General features: G+C 44.1%; 19 protein-coding genes. 13 read left to right on the top strand and 6 right to left on the bottom strand.

The features are described from left to right. Positions 1–44: 44 nt before the first annotated feature. The gene (gene napF, locus AB4517_RS15040) at positions 45–557 is read left to right on the top strand and encodes a ferredoxin-type protein NapF (protein ID WP_372148549.1); all 513 of its coding nucleotides are present in this window, start codon (positions 45–47) and stop codon (positions 555–557) included. A 180-nt stretch (positions 558–737) separates the two neighbouring features. Here the strand turns inward: napF and AB4517_RS15035 are convergent, their stop codons facing one another. The 4 genes from AB4517_RS15035 to ubiG all read right to left on the bottom strand — a co-directional run bounded on the left by AB4517_RS15035 (position 738) and on the right by ubiG (position 5787). Next, positions 738–1016: a 2Fe-2S iron-sulfur cluster-binding protein gene (locus tag AB4517_RS15035; protein WP_050643837.1), complete on the bottom strand. Its 279-nt coding sequence runs from the start codon at positions 1014–1016 to the stop codon at positions 738–740. After that, positions 1016–2149, bottom strand: coding sequence for a class Ia ribonucleoside-diphosphate reductase subunit beta (gene nrdB / locus AB4517_RS15030; RefSeq protein WP_017063554.1), 1134 nt, complete (start codon positions 2147–2149; stop codon positions 1016–1018). Before nrdB ends, AB4517_RS15035 begins: the two co-directional genes overlap by 1 nt. Positions 2150–2252: 103 nt before the next feature. Further along, a complete protein-coding gene (nrdA, locus tag AB4517_RS15025; RefSeq protein WP_017060992.1) occupies positions 2253–4535 on the bottom strand; it encodes a class 1a ribonucleoside-diphosphate reductase subunit alpha in 2283 nt (760 codons plus the stop codon). Positions 4536–5043: 508 nt separating this feature from the next. Next, positions 5044–5787 carry a bifunctional 2-polyprenyl-6-hydroxyphenol methylase/3-demethylubiquinol 3-O-methyltransferase UbiG gene (gene ubiG / locus AB4517_RS15020; protein WP_170926849.1) on the bottom strand — a complete coding sequence of 248 codons (744 nt, stop codon included), beginning with the start codon at positions 5785–5787 and terminating at the stop codon, positions 5044–5046. A 258-nt stretch (positions 5788–6045) separates the two neighbouring features. Here ubiG and gyrA point away from each other — a divergent pair, with 258 nt between their 5' ends. After that, positions 6046–8706 (top strand): DNA topoisomerase (ATP-hydrolyzing) subunit A, encoded by a 2661-nt coding sequence (gene gyrA / locus AB4517_RS15015; protein ID WP_372148548.1) that lies wholly within the window; start codon positions 6046–6048, stop codon positions 8704–8706. A gap of 200 nt (positions 8707–8906) precedes the next feature. Continuing rightward, positions 8907–9536: a tetratricopeptide repeat protein gene (locus tag AB4517_RS15010; protein WP_372148547.1), complete on the top strand. Its 630-nt coding sequence runs from the start codon at positions 8907–8909 to the stop codon at positions 9534–9536. A gap of 39 nt (positions 9537–9575) precedes the next feature. Here the strand turns inward: AB4517_RS15010 and AB4517_RS15005 are convergent, their stop codons facing one another. Both AB4517_RS15005 and nrfA read right to left on the bottom strand, forming a co-directional pair. Next, positions 9576–9920 carry a rhodanese-like domain-containing protein gene (locus AB4517_RS15005; protein ID WP_372148546.1) on the bottom strand — a complete coding sequence of 115 codons (345 nt, stop codon included), beginning with the start codon at positions 9918–9920 and terminating at the stop codon, positions 9576–9578. Between the two features lie 125 nt (positions 9921–10045). Continuing rightward, positions 10046–11476 carry an ammonia-forming nitrite reductase cytochrome c552 subunit gene (gene nrfA, locus AB4517_RS15000; RefSeq protein ID WP_372148545.1) on the bottom strand — a complete coding sequence of 477 codons (1431 nt, stop codon included), beginning with the start codon at positions 11474–11476 and terminating at the stop codon, positions 10046–10048. 482 nt (positions 11477–11958) lie between these two features. Between nrfA and nrfB the strand changes: the two genes are divergently transcribed. The 10 genes from nrfB (at position 11959) to AB4517_RS14950 (ending at position 21275) form a co-directional block, all read left to right on the top strand. Then, positions 11959–12543, top strand: a complete 585-nt coding sequence (gene nrfB / locus AB4517_RS14995; RefSeq protein WP_372114431.1) for a cytochrome c nitrite reductase pentaheme subunit — start codon at positions 11959–11961, stop codon at positions 12541–12543. A 3-nt stretch (positions 12544–12546) separates the two neighbouring features. After that, the gene (gene nrfC, locus AB4517_RS14990; protein WP_017060985.1) at positions 12547–13233 is read left to right on the top strand and encodes a cytochrome c nitrite reductase Fe-S protein; all 687 of its coding nucleotides are present in this window, start codon (positions 12547–12549) and stop codon (positions 13231–13233) included. Between the two features lie 2 nt (positions 13234–13235). Then, the gene (nrfD, locus tag AB4517_RS14985; RefSeq protein ID WP_372114430.1) at positions 13236–14210 is read left to right on the top strand and encodes a cytochrome c nitrite reductase subunit NrfD; all 975 of its coding nucleotides are present in this window, start codon (positions 13236–13238) and stop codon (positions 14208–14210) included. A gap of 128 nt (positions 14211–14338) precedes the next feature. Continuing rightward, positions 14339–16255, top strand: a complete 1917-nt coding sequence (locus AB4517_RS14980; protein WP_372148544.1) for a heme lyase CcmF/NrfE family subunit — start codon at positions 14339–14341, stop codon at positions 16253–16255. Next, positions 16236–16790 carry a DsbE family thiol:disulfide interchange protein gene (locus AB4517_RS14975; RefSeq protein WP_017063563.1) on the top strand — a complete coding sequence of 185 codons (555 nt, stop codon included), beginning with the start codon at positions 16236–16238 and terminating at the stop codon, positions 16788–16790. Before AB4517_RS14980 ends, AB4517_RS14975 begins: the two co-directional genes overlap by 20 nt. Continuing rightward, positions 16787–17227 (top strand): heme lyase NrfEFG subunit NrfF, encoded by a 441-nt coding sequence (gene nrfF, locus AB4517_RS14970; RefSeq protein WP_372148543.1) that lies wholly within the window; start codon positions 16787–16789, stop codon positions 17225–17227. The genes AB4517_RS14975 and nrfF overlap by 4 nt, the downstream gene beginning before the upstream one ends. Positions 17228–17316: 89 nt before the next feature. Next, the gene (locus AB4517_RS14965) at positions 17317–17493 is read left to right on the top strand and encodes a hypothetical protein (RefSeq protein WP_017060980.1); all 177 of its coding nucleotides are present in this window, start codon (positions 17317–17319) and stop codon (positions 17491–17493) included. 249 nt (positions 17494–17742) lie between these two features. Beyond that, positions 17743–18339, top strand: a complete 597-nt coding sequence (gene ribA / locus AB4517_RS14960) for a GTP cyclohydrolase II (protein WP_009848836.1) — start codon at positions 17743–17745, stop codon at positions 18337–18339. Positions 18340–18515: 176 nt separating this feature from the next. Next, entirely contained in the window at positions 18516–19775 is a 1260-nt protein-coding gene (locus AB4517_RS14955; protein ID WP_372148542.1) for an imelysin family protein, read from the top strand. Between the two features lie 111 nt (positions 19776–19886). Beyond that, a complete protein-coding gene (locus AB4517_RS14950; RefSeq protein ID WP_372148541.1) occupies positions 19887–21275 on the top strand; it encodes a di-heme oxidoredictase family protein in 1389 nt (462 codons plus the stop codon). Positions 21276–21282: the final 7 nt, after the last annotated feature.

Genomic DNA, 21282 nt, shown 5'->3' with positions numbered 1-21282 from the left:
GAATATAATTTAAACGTTGCTACTAAAAAGTTATATATCGACTAATGTCTGAACAAATAAATTCAAATAGACGCAGTTTCTTAACTCGACTTTCTAAACCGGTTAAAGCAGCCGCGAATTATGAAGAGATATCACAGCGCTTGCATGCAAGACCGCCAAGAGCGGTCGATGAGGTGCTGTTTGAGCGTCTTTGCGACGGTTGTGGATTGTGTGAACAATCGTGTCCAAATAGCGTTATTGAGATGCTAGAGGGCAGTGCGCTGCTGAATTTGGATTACAACAGTTGTTCTATGTGTAACAAATGCACTGAAGTGTGTCCGACCGGCGCACTTCATCCAACGGTCACGCCTTATATCGACCTCAAGCCGAGCTTTGCGGATAGCTGCAATAATTACATGCAAATGGACTGTTCAGCATGCCAAACGGCGTGTTCAGCTGGTGCAATACACATCGAAGTAGGAGAGTTGCCTACAGTGGACAAAGATAAGTGTAACGGCTGTGGAGAGTGCCGAAGCGCTTGTTATATTGGCTCTGTGACTTTGAACCTTATTCAGTAGTAAACGTCTGGTTTGGCTTTGTGGCAGCAAGTTAGCAGAAAGGCTTTGGTTGAGTGATAGACGAGTCGCTTTAGATACCTAAAGACATAAATAGAAAAGGGTCCGCATTCCTAAAGGAAGCGGACCCTTTTTTGATTCTTATTGACGATATTCGAACAAAGTGACCTAAAGCCAGCTGGCTTATGCGCGTTTTTGCTTGTTTCTATGAATAACGTTACTCAGCGATAGCTCAGTCTTTGCTTTACAGATACAAGGCAATATCTCATTACCTTGCGTGTAAGCCATAGCAAAACCAACGTACTCGATCTCACCAGAATCCAACGTGCAGCGGCAAGCGCCACAGTGACCATCTCGGCAGTTGTATTCTGGCTCTAACCCAGCTTGTTCCATTGTTTCCAACAGAGTGTTTGAAGGGTTAGATTCAATTGAAGTCAGTTTGTTGATTTTGATTGTTGGCATTACAGCTCAAATCCTTCAAAGTCGTCAGCTTTTACTTCGTTGTCGATTTGGCCAACTAGGTAAGAACTGATTTCTGCTTCTTGTGGAGCAACTTGAACGTTATCTGAAGACAACCAAGCGTTGATCCATGGAATTGGGTTCGACGTTGCTGCTGGGTAAGCCGTACCTAGGCCAACAGCCTGCATACGGATGTTGGTAATGTACTCAACGTATTGGCAAAGAATGTCTTTGTTCAGACCAATCATAGAGCCATCTTTGAATAGGTATTCTGCCCACTCTTTCTCTTGCTCAGCCGCTTCTTTGAATAGGTCGAAACACTCTTGCTTACACTCTTCAGCGATCTGCATGAATTCAAAATCATCTTGACCATTGCGTAGCAAGTTGATCATGTGCTGTGTACCAGTAAGGTGAAGGGCTTCATCACGAGCGATTAGCTTGATGATCTTCGCGTTACCTTCCATTAGCTCACGCTCAGCGAATGCAAATGAACATGCGAAACTTACGTAGAAACGAATCGCTTCTAGTGCGTTTACAGACATTAGACATAGGTAAAGTTTCTTCTTCAGGTCGTGAAGTGAAATCTTGACGTCTTCGCCGTTGATGCTGTGGTTGCCTTCACCGTAGCGGTGGTAGTCAGCCGTTAGCTTGATTAGGTCGTCGTAGTAGAAAGCGATGTCTTTAGCACGCTTCAGAATCTCTTCATTTTCAACGATGTCGTCGAATACTACGCCTGGATCATTCACGATGTTACGGATGATGTGCGTGTAAGAACGAGAGTGAATCGTTTCAGAGAAAGACCAAGTTTCAATCCAAGTTTCAACTTCTGGTAGAGATACCAATGGAAGTAGGGCAACGTTAGGGCTGCGGCCTTGGATTGAATCTAGAAGCGTTTGGTACTTCAAGTTAGAGATGAAGATGTGCTTTTCATGCTCAGGAAGCTTGTTGTAGTCGATACGGTCGCTAGACACGTCTACTTCTTCTGGACGCCAGAAGAAAGAAAGCTGCTTCTCGATAAGCTTTTCGAAGATTTCGAATTTTTGTTGGTCGTAACGTGCAACGTTTACCGACTGACCCAAGAACATTGGTTCTTTTAGTTGGTCATTTTTTTGCTGAGAAAAAGTACTGTAAGCCATAAATGCCTCAAATCCTTTAAAGACCCGTAATAAAACGGACCCTGTTAATGCTTTAAACCCAGAGAAGATAACTCTTCTCTGGGGTCTTAATGTTTATTGCGGTTTAGATCTTACAACCGCCGCCTTCACAATCTTCTTCCGGCACTTGAACTGCATCGCCTTGGTCGTCTTTAGCACCATCACGAGTGTTATGGTAGTAAAGCGTCTTAACACCGTACTTGTACGCTGTTAGTAGGTCTTGAAGCAGCTTCTTCATTGGTACTTTACCGCTGTCGTAAACACTTGGGTCATAGTTAGTGTTTGCAGAGATAGCTTGGTCAACGAATTTTTGCATGATACCCACTAGGTGTAGGTAACCGTCGTTAGAACCAATGTTCCAAAGTAGCTCGTAGTTCTCTTTAAGATTTAGGAAATCTGGAACCACTTGCTTAAGGATGCCGTCTTTCGATGCTTTCACTGATACGTAACCACGTGGTGGCTCGATACCGTTAGTCGCGTTCGAGATTTGAGACGATGTCTCAGAAGGCATAAGCGCTGTTAGCGTAGAGTTACGCAGACCGTGCTCCATGATCTCTTCACGTAGAGAATCCCAATCGTAGTGCAGTGGCTCTTCACATACTAAGTCGATATCTTTTTTGTAAGTATCGATTGGCAGTAGGCCTTTCGCGTAGTTGGTCTCGTGGAAAGATGGGCAACGGCCTTGCTCTTTCGCTAGTTCAACAGATGCTTTTAGCAAGTGGTATTGAATTGCTTCAAAAGTACGGTGAGTCAGGCCATTCGCGCTGCCATCAGAGTACTTAACACCATTCTTCGCTAGGTAGTATGCGTAGTTGATTACACCTACACCTAAAGTACGACGGTTCATTGTCGACTTGTATGCAGCTGGAAGCGGGTAGTCTTGGTAATCAAGCAGTGCATCTAGAGCACGAACAACCAGCTCAGAAAGCTCTGCTAGGTCGTCCAGTTCATTGATTGCGCCAAGGTTGAATGCTGAAAGCGTACATAGTGCAATTTCGCCTTCGTCATCTTCTACGTTAGAAAGTGGCTTAGTAGGAAGCGCGATTTCTAGACATAGGTTCGATTGACGAACAGGTGCTACTTCAGAATCAAACGGGCTGTGTGTATTACAGTGGTCAACGTTCTGAATGTAGATACGACCAGTAGAAGCACGCTCTTGCATTAGCAGAGAGAAAAGCTCAACGGCTTTAACCGTTTCACGCTTCACTGAAGGATCGTTTTCGTACTTAACGTATAGCTCTTCAAAACGGTCTTGGTTTTCGAAGAACGCATCGTAAAGGCCAGGTACGTCTGAAGGTGAGAACAGGCTGATGTTGCCACCCTGAACTAGGCGAGAGTACATAAGCTTGTTCAGCTGTACGCCGTAATCCATGTGACGAACTCGGTTCTCTTCAACGCCGCGGTTGTTTTTCAGTACTAATAGAGACTGAACTTCACCGTGCCATAGTGGGTAGAATACCGTTGCTGCACCGCCACGAACACCACCTTGAGAACAACATTTTACTGCTGTTTGGAAGTATTTGTAGAAAGGGATACAGCCCGTGTGGAACGCTTCACCATTACGGATTTCAGAACCAAGCGCACGGATGCGACCTGCGTTGATACCAATACCAGCACGCTGAGATACGTAACGAACAATTGAGCTTGCTGTCGCGTTGATTGAATCAAGGCTGTCACCACACTCGATCAGTACACAAGAACTGAATTGACGAGTAGGCGTACGTACACCAGACATGATCGGTGTAGGTAGAGAAATCTTAAACGTAGACGATGCGTCGTAAAAACGTTTGATGTAGTCAAGACGAGTCGATTTCGGGTATTTAGCGAATAGACACGCAGCAACTAAAATGTAAAGGAACTGAGCACTCTCGTAGATTTCTTTCGTTACACGGTTTTGCACGAAGTATTTACCTTCGAGCTGCTTAACCGCTGCGTAAGAGAAGTCTAAGTCACGTTTGTGGTCGATGTACTCGTCAAGCTCTTCGAATTCAGCTTTCGTGTAGTCTTCCATAAGGTGGCTATCGTATTTACCCATATCAACCAGTTTTGCAACGTGGTCATACAGTGCAGGCGGCTCGTATTCGCCGTACGCTTTTTTACGTAGGTGGAATACAGACAGACGTGCTGCTAGATATTGGTAATCAGGAGTCTCTTCAGAGATTAAATCCGCTGCTGACTTGATGATAGTTTCATGAATGTCAGTAGTGGTGATGCCATCGTAAAACTGAATGTGAGCTTTCAATTCTACTTGTGATACAGAAACATTGTGCAAGCCTTCAGCTGCCCATGTAATCACGCGATGGATCTTCTCTAGATCGATCGTTTCTTTGCGCCCGTTACGCTTGGTAACAGTAAGTTGTTGGTTCATTCTGCTTAATTTCCCTAACAAAACTGAACAAGGCCGTGTTTTTGTGTATTTCTGTGTAATTTTTGTAAATTACGTTTCGGCTTTGTGATCTTGGTCTACCCATACATTGTAGTTCAAACACAACATATAGGGGTCATTTGTTTGTTGGGTTACAAGATAGTGCTACAACTGATATTTTTCAAGGTAAAGAAATGGGGTTGCTTGTGGATAAGTGGTGGATTGAAAAAAAACTGTAAGTGACCACTAACTGATGAGGTTATATGTGACTTGATTGTATAAAAGTCGGCTTTTAATGATGCTTTATTTTTGCACGCCCATAAAAAAAAATTCCTTGATCTTTGGCCAAAATGGGCGATTGATTTTAGGCGATTAAATTTAAATCGAGGTGGTCAAAATGGAAGCTAGCGCACGAAATTTAGACTGAAAAAAGTCGCAAAGTTATGGTAATTGCAACTCTTTTCATTCGTCTTTTTTACAAAAGGTTTTACGGTAGGGCTACCGATATTTTTTAGCCAAAGTTTTGCGTGTGGACGATGTAGTTTACGTCTACATTTGTGCCTAAACGATAAGTGTCCGTAAGAGGATTGTAGTGCAGCCCTGTAATCCCTAGTTCTTGCAGCGGAGTGTTATCGACCATCTTGATAAGTTCTGCAGGGCGAATGAACTTCTCGTGCTCATGAGTGCCCTCAGGAACAATCTTAAGTAGCTTTTCTGCACCAACAATAGCGAACAGGTAAGATTTGAAGTTACGGTTTAATGTAGAAAAGAACACGTGGCCGCCCGGTTTCACCAATTTCGAACAGGCAGTGATAACAGATTGTGGGTCAGGAACGTGTTCAAGCATTTCCATGCACGTTACCACATCGTACGTCTGTGGGTTCTGTTCTGCGTGGTCTTCGATAGTGCTCTGGATGTAATCGAGCTTGGTGCCCGTTTCTAATGCGTGAAGGCGCGCGACTTCTAGCGGTTCTTTACCCATGTCTAGGCCTGTCACTATCGCACCTTCAACCGCCATGCTTTCTGCAAGAATACCGCCGCCGCAGCCAACATCGAGGACTTTCTTACCAAATAGGCCTTCAGTCTTCTCTAATACGTAATTTAGTCGCAGTGGGTTGATTTGATGTAGTGGCTTAAATTCGCCTTCTAGATCCCACCAGCGTGACGCCATGTCTTCGAATTTCTTGATTTCTGCTGGGTCTACGTTCTGTGATTTAGTCATAATCGGCATTTCCAAGTTAAATAATGCATCCATGAAATTGCAGGCATTATAACTTGCCTTTTCGCGCTGACCAGAAGATCTACAATTTTGCTAGTTTATTGGATGTAAAGTGACCATGTTTCAGCAAGATATGATGCGGAGGTGCAATTTCTCATCAATTGATTGGCTACAAGGGTCACAAGATGGTAAAAGGAGAGGGAAAGTGATGCCTCCGTAGGTAAATTTGTGTTATATTTTTCGGTCTTATACGTATTCAAAAATACGATCTGACTATAGAGGGAAAATGGCTCTATGAGCGATCTAGCGAAAGAGATCACGCCCGTAAATATTGAAGATGAGCTTAGAGGTTCATACCTAGACTACGCGATGTCCGTCATCGTTGGTCGTGCCCTTCCAGATGTGCGTGATGGCCTAAAACCTGTACACCGCCGCGTTTTGTTCGCGATGAATGTACTAGGTAATGATTGGAACAAACCATATAAAAAGTCTGCTCGTGTAGTAGGTGATGTAATCGGTAAATACCACCCACATGGTGATAGTGCTGTATACGATACTATTGTTCGTATGGCGCAACCGTTCTCACTGCGTTACATGCTAGTTGATGGCCAAGGTAACTTTGGTTCTATCGATGGCGACTCCGCGGCTGCAATGCGTTATACCGAAGTTCGTATGGCGAAAATTGCTCACGAGCTCCTGGCTGACCTTGATAAGGAAACTGTGGATTACGTACCGAACTACGATGGTACAGAACAAATTCCAGCAGTACTTCCTACAAAAATTCCTAACCTATTGGTAAACGGTGCTTCTGGTATCGCAGTAGGTATGGCTACCAACATCCCACCACATAACCTTGGTGAAGTTGTTGATGGCTGTTTAGCATTTATCAATAATGAAGATATCACTATTGATGAGCTAATGGACTATATCCCTGGTCCTGACTTCCCAACAGCAGCACTTATCAGTGGTCGTAAAGGCATCGTAGATGCTTACAAGACTGGCCGCGGTAAGGTTTACATGCGTTCAAAAGCGGATATCGAAGTAGAGAAGAATGGTAAAGAAACCATTATCGTTACTGAGATCCCTTACCAAGTAAACAAAGCTCGTTTGATCGAGAAGATTGCTGAACTGGTTAAAGATAAGAAAGTAGAAGGCATCAGTGCACTGCGTGACGAGTCTGATAAAGACGGTATGCGTATTGTTATTGAATGTAAGCGTGATGCAGTAGGCGAAGTGGTTCTTAACAACCTATACGCTCAAACTCAACTGCAAACGACTTTCGGTATCAACATGGTTGCGTTGAATAACGGTCAACCACAGTTGTTCAACATCAAAGACATGCTTAAGTGCTTCGTAGACCACCGTCGCGAAGTTGTGACTCGTCGTACTATCTTCGAATTGAAGAAAGCACGCGACCGTGCACACATCCTTGAAGCATTGTCTCTAGCACTTGCTAACATTGATGAAATCATTGAACTGATCAAGAGCGCGCCAACACCAGCAGAAGCTAAAGTTGGTTTAGTGTCTCGTGGTTGGGATCTTGGTAACGTTGCTTCAATGCTTGAGCGTGCAGGTACTGATGCGGCTCGTCCTGATTGGTTGGAAGACCAATACGGCATCCGCGATGGTCAATACTTCCTAACGGAAACACAAGCACAAGCTATTCTAGAACTTCGTCTTCACCGCCTAACTGGCCTAGAGCACGAGAAGATTCTAGACGAGTACAAAGCCCTTCTAGAAGAAATCGCTGAGCTAATGCACATTCTTGCAAGCACTGAGCGTTTGATGGAAGTTATCCGTGAAGAACTTGAAGCAGTACGTGAAATCTATGGCGACGAGCGTCGTACAGAAATCACAGCGGCAGTTCATGACATCGACATGGAAGAGCTGATTGCTCAAGAAGACGTTGTAGTAACGCTTTCTAACGCAGGTTACGTTAAGTACCAAATCCTAAGCGACTACGAAGCTCAGCGTCGTGGTGGTAAAGGTAAGAGTGCAACTAAGATGAAAGATGAGGATTACATTGAGCGTCTGCTTGTTGCTAATACTCACGATAACATCCTATGTTTCTCTACTCGTGGTAAGACATACCGTCTGAAAGTTTACCAACTGCCATTAGCAAGTCGTACTGCTCGTGGTAAGCCTATCGTTAACATTCTTCCTCTAGAAGAAGGTGAGCGTATCACGGCTATCCTGCCTGTTTCTGAGTTCTCTAACGAGAAATTCATCTTCATGGCAACGGGTGACGGTACTGTTAAGAAGACATCACTGGATCAGTTCGCAAACGTACGTGCTAACGGCCTAATTGCAGTTAACCTACGTGACGATGATTCACTGATTGGCGTTGACATCACTAACGGTGATAGCGACATCATGCTGTTCTCTAAATCGGGCAAAGTTGTTCGCTTTAACGAGGACAAAGTACGTGCAATGGGCCGTACTGCCTCTGGTGTTCGTGGTATGAAGCTTCCAGAAGACGATCAAGTAGTATCGTTGATTGTTCCTTCTAACGAAGGCGATATCCTAACTGTGACTCAAAACGGTTACGGTAAGCGTACTGAACTAGCTGAATACCCAACGAAAGGCCGTGCAACGCAAGGTGTGGTTTCTATCAAAGTCTCTGAACGTAATGGCCCAGTTGTTGGCGCTGTTCAAGTTGAAGAAGGCGACGAAATGATGATGATCACCGACGCAGGTACGCTAGTACGTACTCGCGTTGCGGAAGTGAGCCAAGTTGGTCGTAACACTCAAGGTGTAACACTGATTCGTACTGCTGAAGACGAGAATGTTGTAGGTCTACAACGTATCGACGAAGTAGAAGAAGCTGAGATTGTAGAAGGCGAAGCTGAAGAAGCTGGTGCTGAAACTATCAACGCTGAAGTTGCTGAATCAAGTGAAGAGCAAGCATCAGATGCTTCTGACTCTGAAAGTGATAGCGAGCAAGACACTGAGTAATCTCAATTACGCTAAGTAATTAAGCTTACCATTGAAAAAACCGAGCCTAAGTGCTCGGTTTTTTATTGCCTGTTATTTGTGAAGCTTGGTGTGACTTTATAGCAGAGCTGTGATCGCTAAAATCTCGATAGCTAAACCTTGATCAATATAGAGGAGAGATGAAAACGATAGAGTAGGGAGTGAATAGAAAGGAGTGTGAAATGGACATCTGGTTGTTGGTTGCGTTGGTACTAATGAGCCTGTTTTTGATTGTGGTCGTCATTGCGGCGAACAAAAACAGCGGTCATCTAAAAAGCAATGTAGTGATTTCGATTACTGCGGTCGCTTTGAGCGTGTTTGTTTGGTCTCAACTGAAACAAGAGGTACCTCAACTTCCTTTAGATGATAGCAGTAGTTACACGGCAACAGATTTCCAAGATGAGCTGCAGCAAAGCCTCAAGCAAGATCCGAATCAATCCGATTTGTGGTTTAAGCTTGGTGGTGTGTATATGCAGAAAGGGGAATTTGATGCAGCGTTCACCTGCTACGACTACGCGATTCGATTAGACCCTCAAGCACCTTCCGGGCTCTATGCAGCCAAAGCAACGGCACTTTACTATCTTAGTTCACAAGCGATGAGCGATGATGTGAATGCGTTATTGGCTCACTCAATGCAGCTTGATCCTAATGATCGTACGGCCTTGATGCTGATTGCGACCGATCACTTCATTAGCATGCGCTATCAACAAGCGATTGATGCGTGGACTCAAATCCTCGATTCCAATCAAAAGGGGATTGATCGCGTTTCGATTATTCATTCGATCAACCAAGCCAAACAGATGATCCGTTAAGCTTGGCATAATCGCTAGTTGTTAATCGTTTGTTTTTAGTTATTTACTTTCCTGAATTTCGATCAACCCACCTGCGTTATGGATTTGGGTAAACCCTTGAGCTTGCAAGAATTGATAGGCTTGTCCTGAGCGATTACCACTGCGGCAATACAAAACGATCGGCTGGTCTTTATCTATCTTAGCGAAGTGAGTAGCCACTTCAGAAAGAGGGTAGTTGATGGCGTTGTCTAGATGCCCTTGTTCGAACTCTGCTAGTGTTCTGACATCAACCACTAATGCGCCTTTCTCTATTAATTCCCACCCTGTCTCAGCGCGCTCAGAAGCTTGAACGCCTGAACTGAGTAGTGCGATACATAATGCTGAAAGTGAAAGTAAGGTTTTCATTGTATATTCCTTGAATTGGCGAGTGGATTGGGGAGGAGATATTGATGTGTATTGCCCCAAACCTAAAAAACCAGCCACACAATAATAGTGTGACTGGTTTTTACCTAATGGTCTAATTGAAGAAACTAGTATTCGTAGTTGGCTTCACGCTTTTCAGCTTGCTCTTCCCATTTAGGAACAACCGTGTCTAAGAAGTGTTGTTTCTCAGCGTTCATCTTATCCATGTCCATTCCAAGCGCTTTTTGAGCCGCTTCTTTGGTCGAGATGTCTGGAATCTCGATTGGATCAGTGATGCCTTTCTTCGCTAGTAGACGAATAATCTTCGTACGAGCATCGGCTGCGCGGTCAACGGCAGTACCTAGCACTTCTAGAGCGATTTCAGGAGCGTGCATATGAACGCCATGAGACGCAATAGCGTAGTCCCAACGCCATTGAGCGTGACGGATATCCAGTAGGATAGGTTCCATCTCCTGCTCGGTTGCACCAGCCTCCCATGCCGCGCCTGCTTCAAAGTGAGCGGCAACGATTTGTTTCTCAGCGGTCAGCTTCATGTTTAGCACTTGCGCTTTACGGCTTGAAACGATGTTACGCATGGTTTCTTTAGATTGAGTGTGACAGTTTGCACACGTATCTTCGAAGCGGTCGAATGGGTTACCTACTTTATGGTCGGTGTAAACGGTACCGTCTTTTTTGGTCACTTTCGGCATATGACAGTCAGCACAAACGACTTTGTTCTTACCGTGGATGCCTTCGCGCCATGTTTCGAAGCCTGGGTGCTGTGCTTTCAGCATTGGCGCTTTAGATACTTTGTGCGTCCAATCTTTAAAGCCAATCTGATCGTAGTACTCTTCCATCTGTTCAACACGCGTCCCTTTATCCCAAGGGAATTTCACACCTTTTGTTGGACCCGTGAAGTAGTATTCCACGTGACACTGAGCACACACAGAGGCTTGCTGATCAAAGCGACCTTGCTCTTCGAAGTTCTTCCCAATCGCATCGAACGCACGTTCAACATAAGGACGAGTGATCTTTAGTGCAGGTTCGCCATTTTTAAAGCCTTCACTTTGAGTATCGTGACAGTCGGCACAACCAATTGGATTGACTATCTCGCTGCCAAGACGAGCCCATTTACCTTCAAAGTAGCCGTCTTCACCACGCTCTTCAATAACGCGTGCTACGTCTGGGCTTTTACAGCTCCAGCACGCCATTGGCATTGGGCCTGAATTTTCGTCGGTTGGTCCGCCAGTACGCAGGGTTTGTCTTACATCATCAACCGCATAAAAGTGGCCGCGGGCTTTGTTGTAGTCTTTCGCGAAACCGTAGCCCGCCCATAGAATAACCATGTTTGGATCTTCTTTTAGTGCGTCTTCAATGGCTTCGCTCTCTGACGTTTGTCTCCATGAATGGTATTGATCTGGGTGGTTTTGCTCGAACTGGTCGTTACGAGGATCACCAATTTCTTTTTGTTCAGACGCAGCAAAACTGGTCGCGCTTACTAGTGATGCGCTAACCATTAATAATGCTGTGACGGAATTACGTATCCAATGCTTTTTCACAGTGATATCTCCAATATACTGATTTTTATACCAAGCGTTGTGAGTTTGCTATTCAAATTAAGAACTGGAGAATTGCTGTTTATATTAATTCATAAATAAACACATTTTGTTACGTGTCGGATGTTTGCTTGTTTTAGATCAATTAATGACAGTGACTTCAATCACGTTGAAGTTTATATAGCCCTAAAGGGGTATGTGGACGTCAAGTTAGACTGGTCTTATTGAGAATTATTATCATATATAACAAATAATTACCCGACATGCCCTCACTATAAATAGGGTGATTGTGTTCACATATTACCCTTTGTATATTTCGCTTTACCTAATTAGGGGTATATTCTAAATATAGAAAGCGTTGTGGCTTATCCAAAATAAGAATTGATATCATTTAAGCGGTAATAATATCGTTTAAGGGTACTTTTGTTTAACCGGAATATTATTTAGTTGAGAGTTAAATAATGCCGGTATAAGGAAAGGATAAAATGGGCAATATTAAATTGGCCATAGTCATAATGCTTAAATCCCTTCTAGCATTCTGCCTCTATGGTTATTCCATTCATGCTGTTGCAGAGCCTGCTGTTACGCCAGTAGGAGAATCAACAAGACATGAAGTCGAATTAATCCGTGACAAAGACTACAAGTGTGTTCAGTGCCATAAAGATTCAAAAGAAACGGTATTGGGTTCACATGGTGAAAGTGCACACGCTTTGCTTGGCCGTGAAGTAAATTGTACCGACTGTCATAGTTCTATTAGCCCCGACCACCGCGAAGGCGCGCCTAAAGTGGTGAAGTATCGTGAGGCTCAATCACAACCAGGTACCGACAAAGTTTACCTAGACCCTAGCTTAATTTTAGATGCCAATAGCCAATGTATAGATTGTCACAAGCCTGATGAGCTGCGCGAAGCGAGCTGGACCCACGACGTTCACGCACAAAATTTAACGTGTTCAAACTGTCACGATGTGCATGCGAGTGAAGCGAAGGTGCTTGGCTTAGATAAAAAGCAAACCATCAAGCTGTGTGTGGATTGCCATTCAGACTTCAACCAGAAGAAAGAAGGGGAGTAATCTATGAGCTGCTCAAGAAGAAACTTTTTAGCTGGCGCGGGTGCCGTTATTTTCACAACTGGTGTTGCAGGTACTGCAGCGGTTACAAGCCGCAAAACGCTGGCTAATGTTCAGGAAGATGGCACCAAGCGTTACGGAATGGTTCATGACGAAACCGCTTGTATTGGCTGTACTGCTTGTACTGAGGCGTGTCGTGAAGTAAACAAAGTGCCTGAAGGCGTATCGCGCTTAGAAATCATAAAGAGCGAACCTCAAGGTGAATATCCAAATGTTGATTACCGTTTCACTCGTAACTCTTGTCAACATTGTGATAATGCACCTTGTGTGATGGTTTGCCCAACAGGCGCCGCCTATAAAGATGAGAAGACAGGAATTGTTGATGTACATAAAGAGAAGTGTGTCGGCTGTGGTTATTGCCTGCTAGCTTGTCCATATCAAGTGCGCTTCTTCCATCCTAAGAATAAGTCGGCCGACAAATGTAACTTCTGCCGCGATACCAATCTTGCGCAAGGTAAATTACCTGCTTGTGTTGAATCTTGCCCTACCAATGCGCTGATATTTGGCGACTTAAATGACCCTAAGAGCGAGATAAACCAGGTACTTAAATCTGAAGTGGTTTACAGAGATAAGGCTTATCTAGGTACTCAGCCAAAACTCTATAAAGTGCCACACCAAAAAGGGGAGATTTGATTATGAGTGCATGGGATACAGCGTTTCAATCAGGTACCGTGGTTTGGGACTGGATCATTGCTATCTATCTGTTTTTGGCGGGTATGTCAGCGGGTGCAGTGATGATCTCGATTTACCTTAAGAGAAAGGTGATTGAGGACGATCCAGCGAATAATGGTGTATTAAAGGCAACGGCTTTTCTAGCACCATTCGGGATCATCTCAGGTTTATTGATCTTGGTTTTCCACCTGACGAAACCACTATCATTTTGGAAGATCATGATCTTTTATAATCCGACGTCAGTGATGTCGATGGGTGTGATCTTATTCCAAGTGTATATGGTGATCCTATTTGTTTGGATCGGCATTATATTCCGAAATCAGATTGCCGTATTCTTGAGTGATCAAGCATGGTTAAAAGGGCGACTCGATTTTGTCAGTAACTGGATTGGCAAATTAGAATCTTTTGAGAATGTTTTTGAAATATTCTTAGCTGTGCTTGCGCTATTACTTGCGGCTTACACTGGCTTCTTACTCTCTGCGCTAAATACCTTCCCAATGCTGAATAACCCAGTGTTGCCGATATTGTTCTTATTCTCGAGTTTATCCTCGGGAGCGGCGGCGTGTATTTTATTTGGTGTGTTGGTCTTTAAGGAGTCTCCGCATAGTGCGAGTATTTCTTGGATCCACGGGTTCGAACGTCCGGTCGTGATGTTTGAGTTGTTTGTTCTGATTACTTTCTTTACTGGGCTTATCTTCGCTGGTGGCCAAAGTGAGCAAGCCGTATGGAACGCAATCGGCAGTGGTTTCTGGGCGAGTTGGTTCTGGTATGGCGTAATCGGTGTTGGCATGGTTCTACCGTTGTTGCTGAATGCCGTTACACCAACCTCAATCCGCCATAGCTCGGTGTATATTTTCTCGGTGACTTCACTAAGCCTAATGGGCGTATTAATGCTGCGAACTTTTGTCCTTTATGCAGGGCAGTTAACGATAGCTTAATTTCGCTCAAGTTTATTAGTGAGCAGATGTTGGATACTAAATATCTGCTTATTAATGAACATGTTCTTAATAAACATGAGATGCGTGTTTAGATCGGCTCTGCTCAGGTAGAGCCTTATTGAGGTGATATGGTCGGTTCTTTGGGGCTGTTTAGTTTGGTTTTTGTTGCTGTACTCAGCAGCGTTATTGGTGTGCATTCGTTTTACCAAATGCTAAATAAACGGACGCAAAATCTAGGTTTAATCCGCAGTTTCTCTCTTTTAAGTGCGCTGTTTTCTCTCACTTCTGTCGCATTGCTTGGCTATGCCTTTGTCAGTGATGACTTCTCTATCTTATACGTCGCTGATCATTCAAATACTCAATTACCCTCATTTTTTAAGCTCGCAGCCGTATGGGCAGGTCATGAAGGTTCCTTGTTATTTTGGGTACTGACGATCAGCGTCTGGTCTGGCGTTATCGCCTTACAAAAACACTATTCGGATGAATACCAAAGTCGTGTGTTGTGGGTCATGAACCTACTGCTCGCGATATTTGCTTGGTTCACCTTGTTCGCATCAAACCCATTTGAACTGAATTCGACCTTGCCACTTGAAGGGCGTGACCTTAACCCAATGCTGCAAGACGTTGGTTTGATATTCCATCCGCCTCTGTTGTATTTGGGTTATGTTGGTTTCTCTGTGGTCTTGGCATTTGCTGTGGCCGCTTTGCTGGTGGATCCGATTGAGTTCGATTGGGTCGCTCATTGTCGCAGTTGTTGTTTGGTCGCTTGGATCTTTTTAACCGCAGGGATCATTCTTGGTTCTTGGTGGGCATACTACGAGTTAGGGTGGGGTGGTTGGTGGTTCTGGGACCCGGTTGAAAATGCCAGCTTGTTGCCGTGGCTAACTTCGACCGCTTTGCTCCACAGCCTAGGCGTTGCAAAGGGAAAACAACAGCTACTGAAATGGTCTCTCAGTCTCGCTTTCATTACGTTTTGTTTGAGTATCTTAGGCACCTTTATTGTTCGTTCTGGTGTACTCACATCGGTACACGCTTTTGCTGTTGACCCAACCAAAGGTATCGCGCTGTTGCTGATACTGGTTTTGGTGTTAGTGAGTTCGTTTTCTCTTCTTATTGTTCGTGGTGAATCTTTCGAGTCGAATCCAATCACTAGCTTTGCGAGTAAAAGTTTTTTGAGTTTAGTGGCGGTACTTATATTTGTACTGGGTACGGCGGTGGTGGTGTTTGGTACCTTCTACCCAATGGTTTTTGAATTACTTGGCCTTGGAAATATCTCTGTGGGCGCACCTTACTTTAATCTTCTTATTGCGCCATTGGCTCTGCTTGCGATGGGAGTGATAGGGTTAGCGCCATTGCTCAGTATCAAACCTCAAGCGTCGAAAGGTGTGATTGGAATTATTGCCTTATTGTCTCTCTGTCTTGGCTTTGTAACTTATGTTTTGCAAGTTGAAGCGATCCAAGTGATGGTGCTAATGACATGGTCACTTGCGTTTTGGGTAGCCCTGACTCATGTTTACGGCTTAGCGGTAACGCGCAACTCTAAGTTTCAACGCAAAGTATGGGTGATGACGTTGGCGCATGTGGGTGTCGCAGTATTAGCGATAGGTGCCGCGATGAACAGTTACCATTCATTTGAGCGAAGTTACAAATTGAGCCCAGGTGAAGAGGTTGAGTTTATGGGCTGGACGCTCTCTCATCGTGATACCGAGCTCTATGTCGCCTCCAACTTTACTGCAGAAAAAGCGATACTCGAATTAGATGCTAGCGAGCAAAGCTTTTCCATCGCGCCAGAAAGAAGACACTACCAAGTTCGTGTTATGAACATGAGTGAGCCTGCAATGAAGTGGTTCTGGCATGGCGATGTTTATATCACCATGGGCGAGAAAGTCGATTCCACCGCTTACGCATTTCGTGTTCAGTATAAGGCGTATGCGCGCTGGATCTGGTTTGGTGGGCTGTTCTCCATTATCGGCGCTTTGCTCTCATTGACTCATCGTAAAAAGAAAACCGTTAAGGCGTCACAGTATGCATACCAGCGTTCGTAACAAGCTAATTACTCTAATTGCCTTAGCATTGATTGTGGTGCTGGGATTTGTCTTTGCGCTTGATAATAAGCAGCAGTCGACCATTGTGTCTGAACAACAAAGGGCATTTCCAGAATTTACATCGACTGCGTTAGTGAATAGTGAAGGCGTCAATGGTCAGCAGAAAATTACGCTTACTGATGTCACGCAGCACCCTTATCAACTGGTTAATGTATGGGCATCTTGGTGCGGGATATGTAAAACCGAACATTCATTTTTGCTTCAACTTCACGATAAAGGCATTCCCATCGTTGGGCTTAATTATCGAGATAACTCTGGGGCTGCGATTAACGTGTTATCGAACGATGGCAACCCGTACTCAACCGTGATCAGTGACCCTCAAGGCAAGTTAGCATTAGAGTTGGGCGTAATCGGCACACCTGAAACGTATTTGGTTGATGCCAATGGCCAGATCATTAAAAAGCTATTGGGCGTGATTAATGAAATGGTATGGAAAGATGAGCTTGCGATGTATTTTGATGGTGTGAATGGATGATGAAGTCTCTAATACAAACCTTGTTTATGCTGTCAGCGCTTTTAGTGATTAGCCTTTCAACCATAGCTGAAGATCTGTTTACTGCCAGTAATACAGAGACGAGTATTCAAGTTGAACTGTTTGAGTTTGATAATCCAGAACAACAGCAACGTGCTATCAGCTTGGCGAAAACGTTACGCTGCCCACAATGTCAAAACCAAAATCTGATTGAATCCAACTCACCAATAGCAAAAGACTTACGTCTTGTTGTGTTCAATATGGTGAAAGCAGGGAAGAGTAATAGTGAAATTACTCAATATATGACGGAAAGATTTGGTGAGTTTGTACTTTATAAACCGGCAATGACGGCTTCAAATCTATTACTTTGGTTGCTACCGAGCCTATTACTTCTCTTATTTATATATTTATCAGTAAAAAGTGTTAGGAAGAGCTCATAAAAATTGTGTATTACTGTTTACCAACTGACCTGTATTTTGTAACATTAACCGATTATAAAGGCTAAGCACTGCTATATAAGGATGTATCTGTGGATAACGTAATCTCAAATTTAAAGAAAGAGTTCCATACTCATGTCCAGTCAGATAAATGGGCAGAGAGATACAGTGCTAAGTCGAGCATTTCTACGCTTACGCAAGAAGAGCTAACCGAATTAGAGAATGCTTGGGTGCAACTTGTCATCTGGAAGCAAACTCAAGTAAGTTGAGCGTTCTGTAAAAAAGTGTAGTTTTAGCCGCAACTGTTTAATTTATAACCCCATGTTGGTCATCCCAATGTGGGGTTTTTTCTTACTTGAAAAATAATTGTTATATTATAACAATTTGTACAAGGTCGACCTTGAAAAAAATTGTTAACAGCCTCATAGTGTCTATCATTAGATAGTTAGCTACAAAATATTGCCTAGACATATAATGTAGCGTCGTTAAATACATCGAATTTTCAAGTGAGTATAGCTATGGCGGAAGTGCGTGCCAGAATAGATTTCAAAGTAGGGGTAACAAGCAGTATAGATGCTGAACTTCTGTCTTTTCATGGATTGAAAACAGATAAAGAGCATGTTGCTGTGATATTTAAATCAGCAGACAAGACACAAGACATACCTCTTGTTCGTATGCACTCTGAGTGCCTGACTGGTGATGTTTTCCATTCTTCTCGCTGTGACTGTGGCGAGCAGTTAGACGAAACCATTAGAATTATGGGTGAGACGGGTGGGGTGATCCTTTATCTTCGCCAAGAAGGTCGTGGTATTGGCTTGTACAACAAAATCGATGCGTACCGTCTGCAAAGCGAAGGCATGAACACCTATGAAGCCAACAACCACCTAGGTTTTGGCGATGACCTACGCGATTTTACTGAAGCTGCTGAAATGCTACGCGCCTTAGGTACTACAAAAATCCGCTTAGTCACCAACAACCCTAAGAAGATCAATGAGCTAAAATCTTTTGGTATTGAGATTGAAGAAGTGGTGAATACCTCTGCTCATATCAAATCGGGTAATGAAAGCTACCTGAAGGCAAAAGTCTCACACGGTAAGCATAATCTGGATATCTGATTAGCCTCTTTGTTACGCTTAACATAAAAATGTTTAAAGACCTCACATATGTGAGGTTTTTTTGTATTTATCTTGCAATAAAATTGTAAGTTTGTATTATTTCAATCCGTAGTGCAAATGATAATGGTTTGCACTATTACTACGAATAATAATTTAAAGCTCAACAAGGATGCTTCATGACCATTAAATCTTTAGTGACAAAAGCCGTAACTTCGTCACTCATTTTTGCCTCTGCTTCTTCTTTCGCAGCAGTAACTCAAGATCAAGTTGTAGAACATTACGCAGATATTGCGCATGCAGTGTTTGCAGATTCAGTAATTACAGCAAAAGCGTTGAACTCTTCTATTGATACCTTCTTAGCTTCTCCTTCTGCTGGCAACTTCGAACAAGTAAAACAAGCTTGGCTTGAGTCTCGCGTACCATACCAACAGTCAGAAGTTTTCCGCTTCGGCAACGCTGTTGTTGATGATTGGGAAGGCCAACTGAACGCATGGCCACTAGATGAAGGCCTGATTGATTATGTTTCGACTGATTACCAATATGAACTTGGTAACGAAGGCGCTAGCGCAAACATCGTGGCTAACAAGACTTTCCAAATTGGTCAGACTACCGTTGATGCAACCAACATCACCCCTGAGCTAATCGCAGACTTGAACGAGATCGGTGGTTCTGAAGCGAACGTAGCGTCTGGCTACCACGCAATTGAATTCCTACTTTGGGGCCAAGATTTAAACGGTACAAACAGCGGTGCAGGTGAGCGTGCTTACACTGATTTCGTTGTTGGCGCTGAGTGTACTAACGGCAACTGTGACCGTCGTGGCGCATACCTAAAAGCATCTGCTGAGCTACTTATCCAAGACCTAGAATGGATGGAAAAGCAGTGGGCTGAAGGCGAGAAAGGCAACTACCGTCAAGAGCTTCTTTCTGAATCTAGCGAGAATGGTCTTCGTAAAATGCTGTTTGGCATGGGTTCACTGTCTCTAGGTGAGCTAGCGGGTGAGCGTATGAAGGTTGCACTAGAAGCAAACTCTACTGAAGACGAGCACGACTGCTTCTCTGATAACACGCACAACTCTCACTACTACAACGAGCAAGGCATCTACAATGTTTACACGGGTCTATACAAGCGTGAAGACGGTACTCTGCTTTCCGGCCCAAGCTTGTTCGACCTAGTAGAGCAAAAAAATGAGCAAGCTGCGAAAGAGATTCAAAAGCAGTTTGACCTAGCACGTGCACAAGTAGGCGAATTAGTAACGTCTGCAGAGAAAAACAACCAGCACTTCGATCAGCTAATCGCTGCTGACAACGCTGCGGGTAATGCACTAGTAAACAAAACAATTGTTGCGCTAGTGTCTCAAACAGCGGCTATTGAGCGTGCTGCGGGTGTGATTGGCATTGATAGCCTAAACCCAGACACAGCGGATCACGAGTTCTAAGAACCCGAGCCGACACAAATGTAAGGGCTCTGATTGAGCCCTTAATTGTTTGATCCTCAAGAAAGCCACACCCACATAAAAACTAAAATCAAAAACACAGCAAGGCAATGTATGAAGTCGTATCTCTCAGCCTCACTATTAACCGCACTGTTTTTCGTATCTCCATTACACGCTCATGAAACCTACTCTGGCGGCAAAACGACCGTGAAGAAAGAAGGAGCGAACGCTTTTTCCCTTCCCGCAGCCAATCTACCAATGAGTAAGCGCTTGGATTTCAGCGTAGGTAATAGCTTCTTTAGAAACCCTTGGGTTCCTGCACCGTCATCAACCGATGCTCGTGATGGGTTAGGACCACTATTTAATACTAACGGCTGTCAAAACTGCCACATCAAAGATGGTCGTGGTCACGCGCCAGAAGAAGGAGATGAGAACGCAGTATCCATGTTGGTTCGTTTAAGCATTCCGGCTGAAACGCCTGAGCAGCGACAAGCCTTCATTCGAGATGGTGGAATTCCAGAGCCGACGTACGGCGGTCAGCTACAAGATTTTGCGCTTCAAGGTGTAAAACCAGAGGGCAAAGTGAACATTAGCTACACGGATGTTCCTGTTGAATTCAAAGACGGCACCGTCGTTACTCTGCGTAAACCCACTTTAAATATTACTGAACTTGCTTTCGGCGAGATGCATCCTAAGACCGAGTTTTCAGCTCGAGTGGCGCCGCCAATGATTGGTCTTGGTTTGCTTGAAAGTATCCCACAAGAAACGATTCTTGGATTTGCAGAGCAGCAATTGGCAGACAAACAGGGCGTGTCGGGTAAAGCCAACTATGTTCTTGATGTTCAAACCAATGAAATGGCGCTAGGTCGTTTCGGTTGGAAAGCCGGGCAGCCAAACTTAATGCAGCAAAACGCGGCGGCATTTAACGGTGACTTAGGCCTGACAAGCAGCTTATTTCCGAATGAAAACTGCACATCAGCGCAATCAACCTGTGATGATTTTCCAAATGGTGGCGAGCCAGAAGTCAGTGACAACATCTTAGATTTTGTTGAGTTCTATTCGCAGCATCTCGCGGTACCTGTTCGTCGTAATGTCGATAACCCAGCGGTTGTTCAAGGTAAAAATCTGTTCAAAGAGATTGGTTGTCAAAGCTGTCACCAAGCTGAAATTCGCACGGCAGAGCGAGAAGGTCTGTCTGCATTATCTAATCAGTTAATTAGCCCATATACCGACATGTTGCTACACGACATGGGTGAAGGCTTAGCGGACAATCGCCCTGAGTATCTTGCCAATGGTCAAGAGTGGCGTACCACACCACTTTGGGGATTAGGTTATACCAAAGAAGTGAACGGTCATACGTTCTTACTTCATGACGGTCGCGCAAGAAACGTTATGGAAGCGGTACTTTGGCATGGTGGTGAAGCAGAAATGGCAAAACAAAACGTACTGTCTTTGAATGCGACTGAGCGTGAAGCACTGCTGGCGTTTTTGAACTCGCTGTAGTCGGACT

Source organism: Vibrio sp. 10N.222.52.C3, from assembly GCF_041474195.1.
Taxonomy (GTDB): Bacteria; Pseudomonadota; Gammaproteobacteria; order Enterobacterales; family Vibrionaceae; genus Vibrio; species Vibrio crassostreae_C.
Note: the sequence above shows the minus strand (reverse complement) of the source record. Positions and strands in the feature narration are given on the sequence as shown.

Excerpts from the sequence above, each read along its gene's own strand:
- napF (WP_372148549.1), top strand. The coding sequence starts at position 45 with ATGTCTGAACAAATAAATTCAAATAGACGCAGTTTCTTAACTCGACTT.
- AB4517_RS15035 (WP_050643837.1), bottom strand. The coding sequence starts at position 1,016 with ATGCCAACAATCAAAATCAACAAACTGACTTCAATTGAATCTAACCCT.
- nrdB (WP_017063554.1), bottom strand. The coding sequence starts at position 2,149 with ATGGCTTACAGTACTTTTTCTCAGCAAAAAAATGACCAACTAAAAGAA.
- nrdA (WP_017060992.1), bottom strand. The coding sequence starts at position 4,535 with ATGAACCAACAACTTACTGTTACCAAGCGTAACGGGCGCAAAGAAACG.
- ubiG (WP_170926849.1), bottom strand. The coding sequence starts at position 5,787 with ATGGATGCATTATTTAACTTGGAAATGCCGATTATGACTAAATCACAG.
- gyrA (WP_372148548.1), top strand. The coding sequence starts at position 6,046 with ATGAGCGATCTAGCGAAAGAGATCACGCCCGTAAATATTGAAGATGAG.
- AB4517_RS15010 (WP_372148547.1), top strand. The coding sequence starts at position 8,907 with ATGGACATCTGGTTGTTGGTTGCGTTGGTACTAATGAGCCTGTTTTTG.
- AB4517_RS15005 (WP_372148546.1), bottom strand. The coding sequence starts at position 9,920 with ATGAAAACCTTACTTTCACTTTCAGCATTATGTATCGCACTACTCAGT.
- nrfB (WP_372114431.1), top strand. The coding sequence starts at position 11,959 with ATGGGCAATATTAAATTGGCCATAGTCATAATGCTTAAATCCCTTCTA.
- nrfC (WP_017060985.1), top strand. The coding sequence starts at position 12,547 with ATGAGCTGCTCAAGAAGAAACTTTTTAGCTGGCGCGGGTGCCGTTATT.
- nrfD (WP_372114430.1), top strand. The coding sequence starts at position 13,236 with ATGAGTGCATGGGATACAGCGTTTCAATCAGGTACCGTGGTTTGGGAC.
- AB4517_RS14980 (WP_372148544.1), top strand. The coding sequence starts at position 14,339 with ATGGTCGGTTCTTTGGGGCTGTTTAGTTTGGTTTTTGTTGCTGTACTC.
- AB4517_RS14975 (WP_017063563.1), top strand. The coding sequence starts at position 16,236 with ATGCATACCAGCGTTCGTAACAAGCTAATTACTCTAATTGCCTTAGCA.
- nrfF (WP_372148543.1), top strand. The coding sequence starts at position 16,787 with ATGATGAAGTCTCTAATACAAACCTTGTTTATGCTGTCAGCGCTTTTA.
- ribA (WP_009848836.1), top strand. The coding sequence starts at position 17,743 with ATGGCGGAAGTGCGTGCCAGAATAGATTTCAAAGTAGGGGTAACAAGC.
- AB4517_RS14955 (WP_372148542.1), top strand. The coding sequence starts at position 18,516 with ATGACCATTAAATCTTTAGTGACAAAAGCCGTAACTTCGTCACTCATT.
- AB4517_RS14950 (WP_372148541.1), top strand. The coding sequence starts at position 19,887 with ATGAAGTCGTATCTCTCAGCCTCACTATTAACCGCACTGTTTTTCGTA.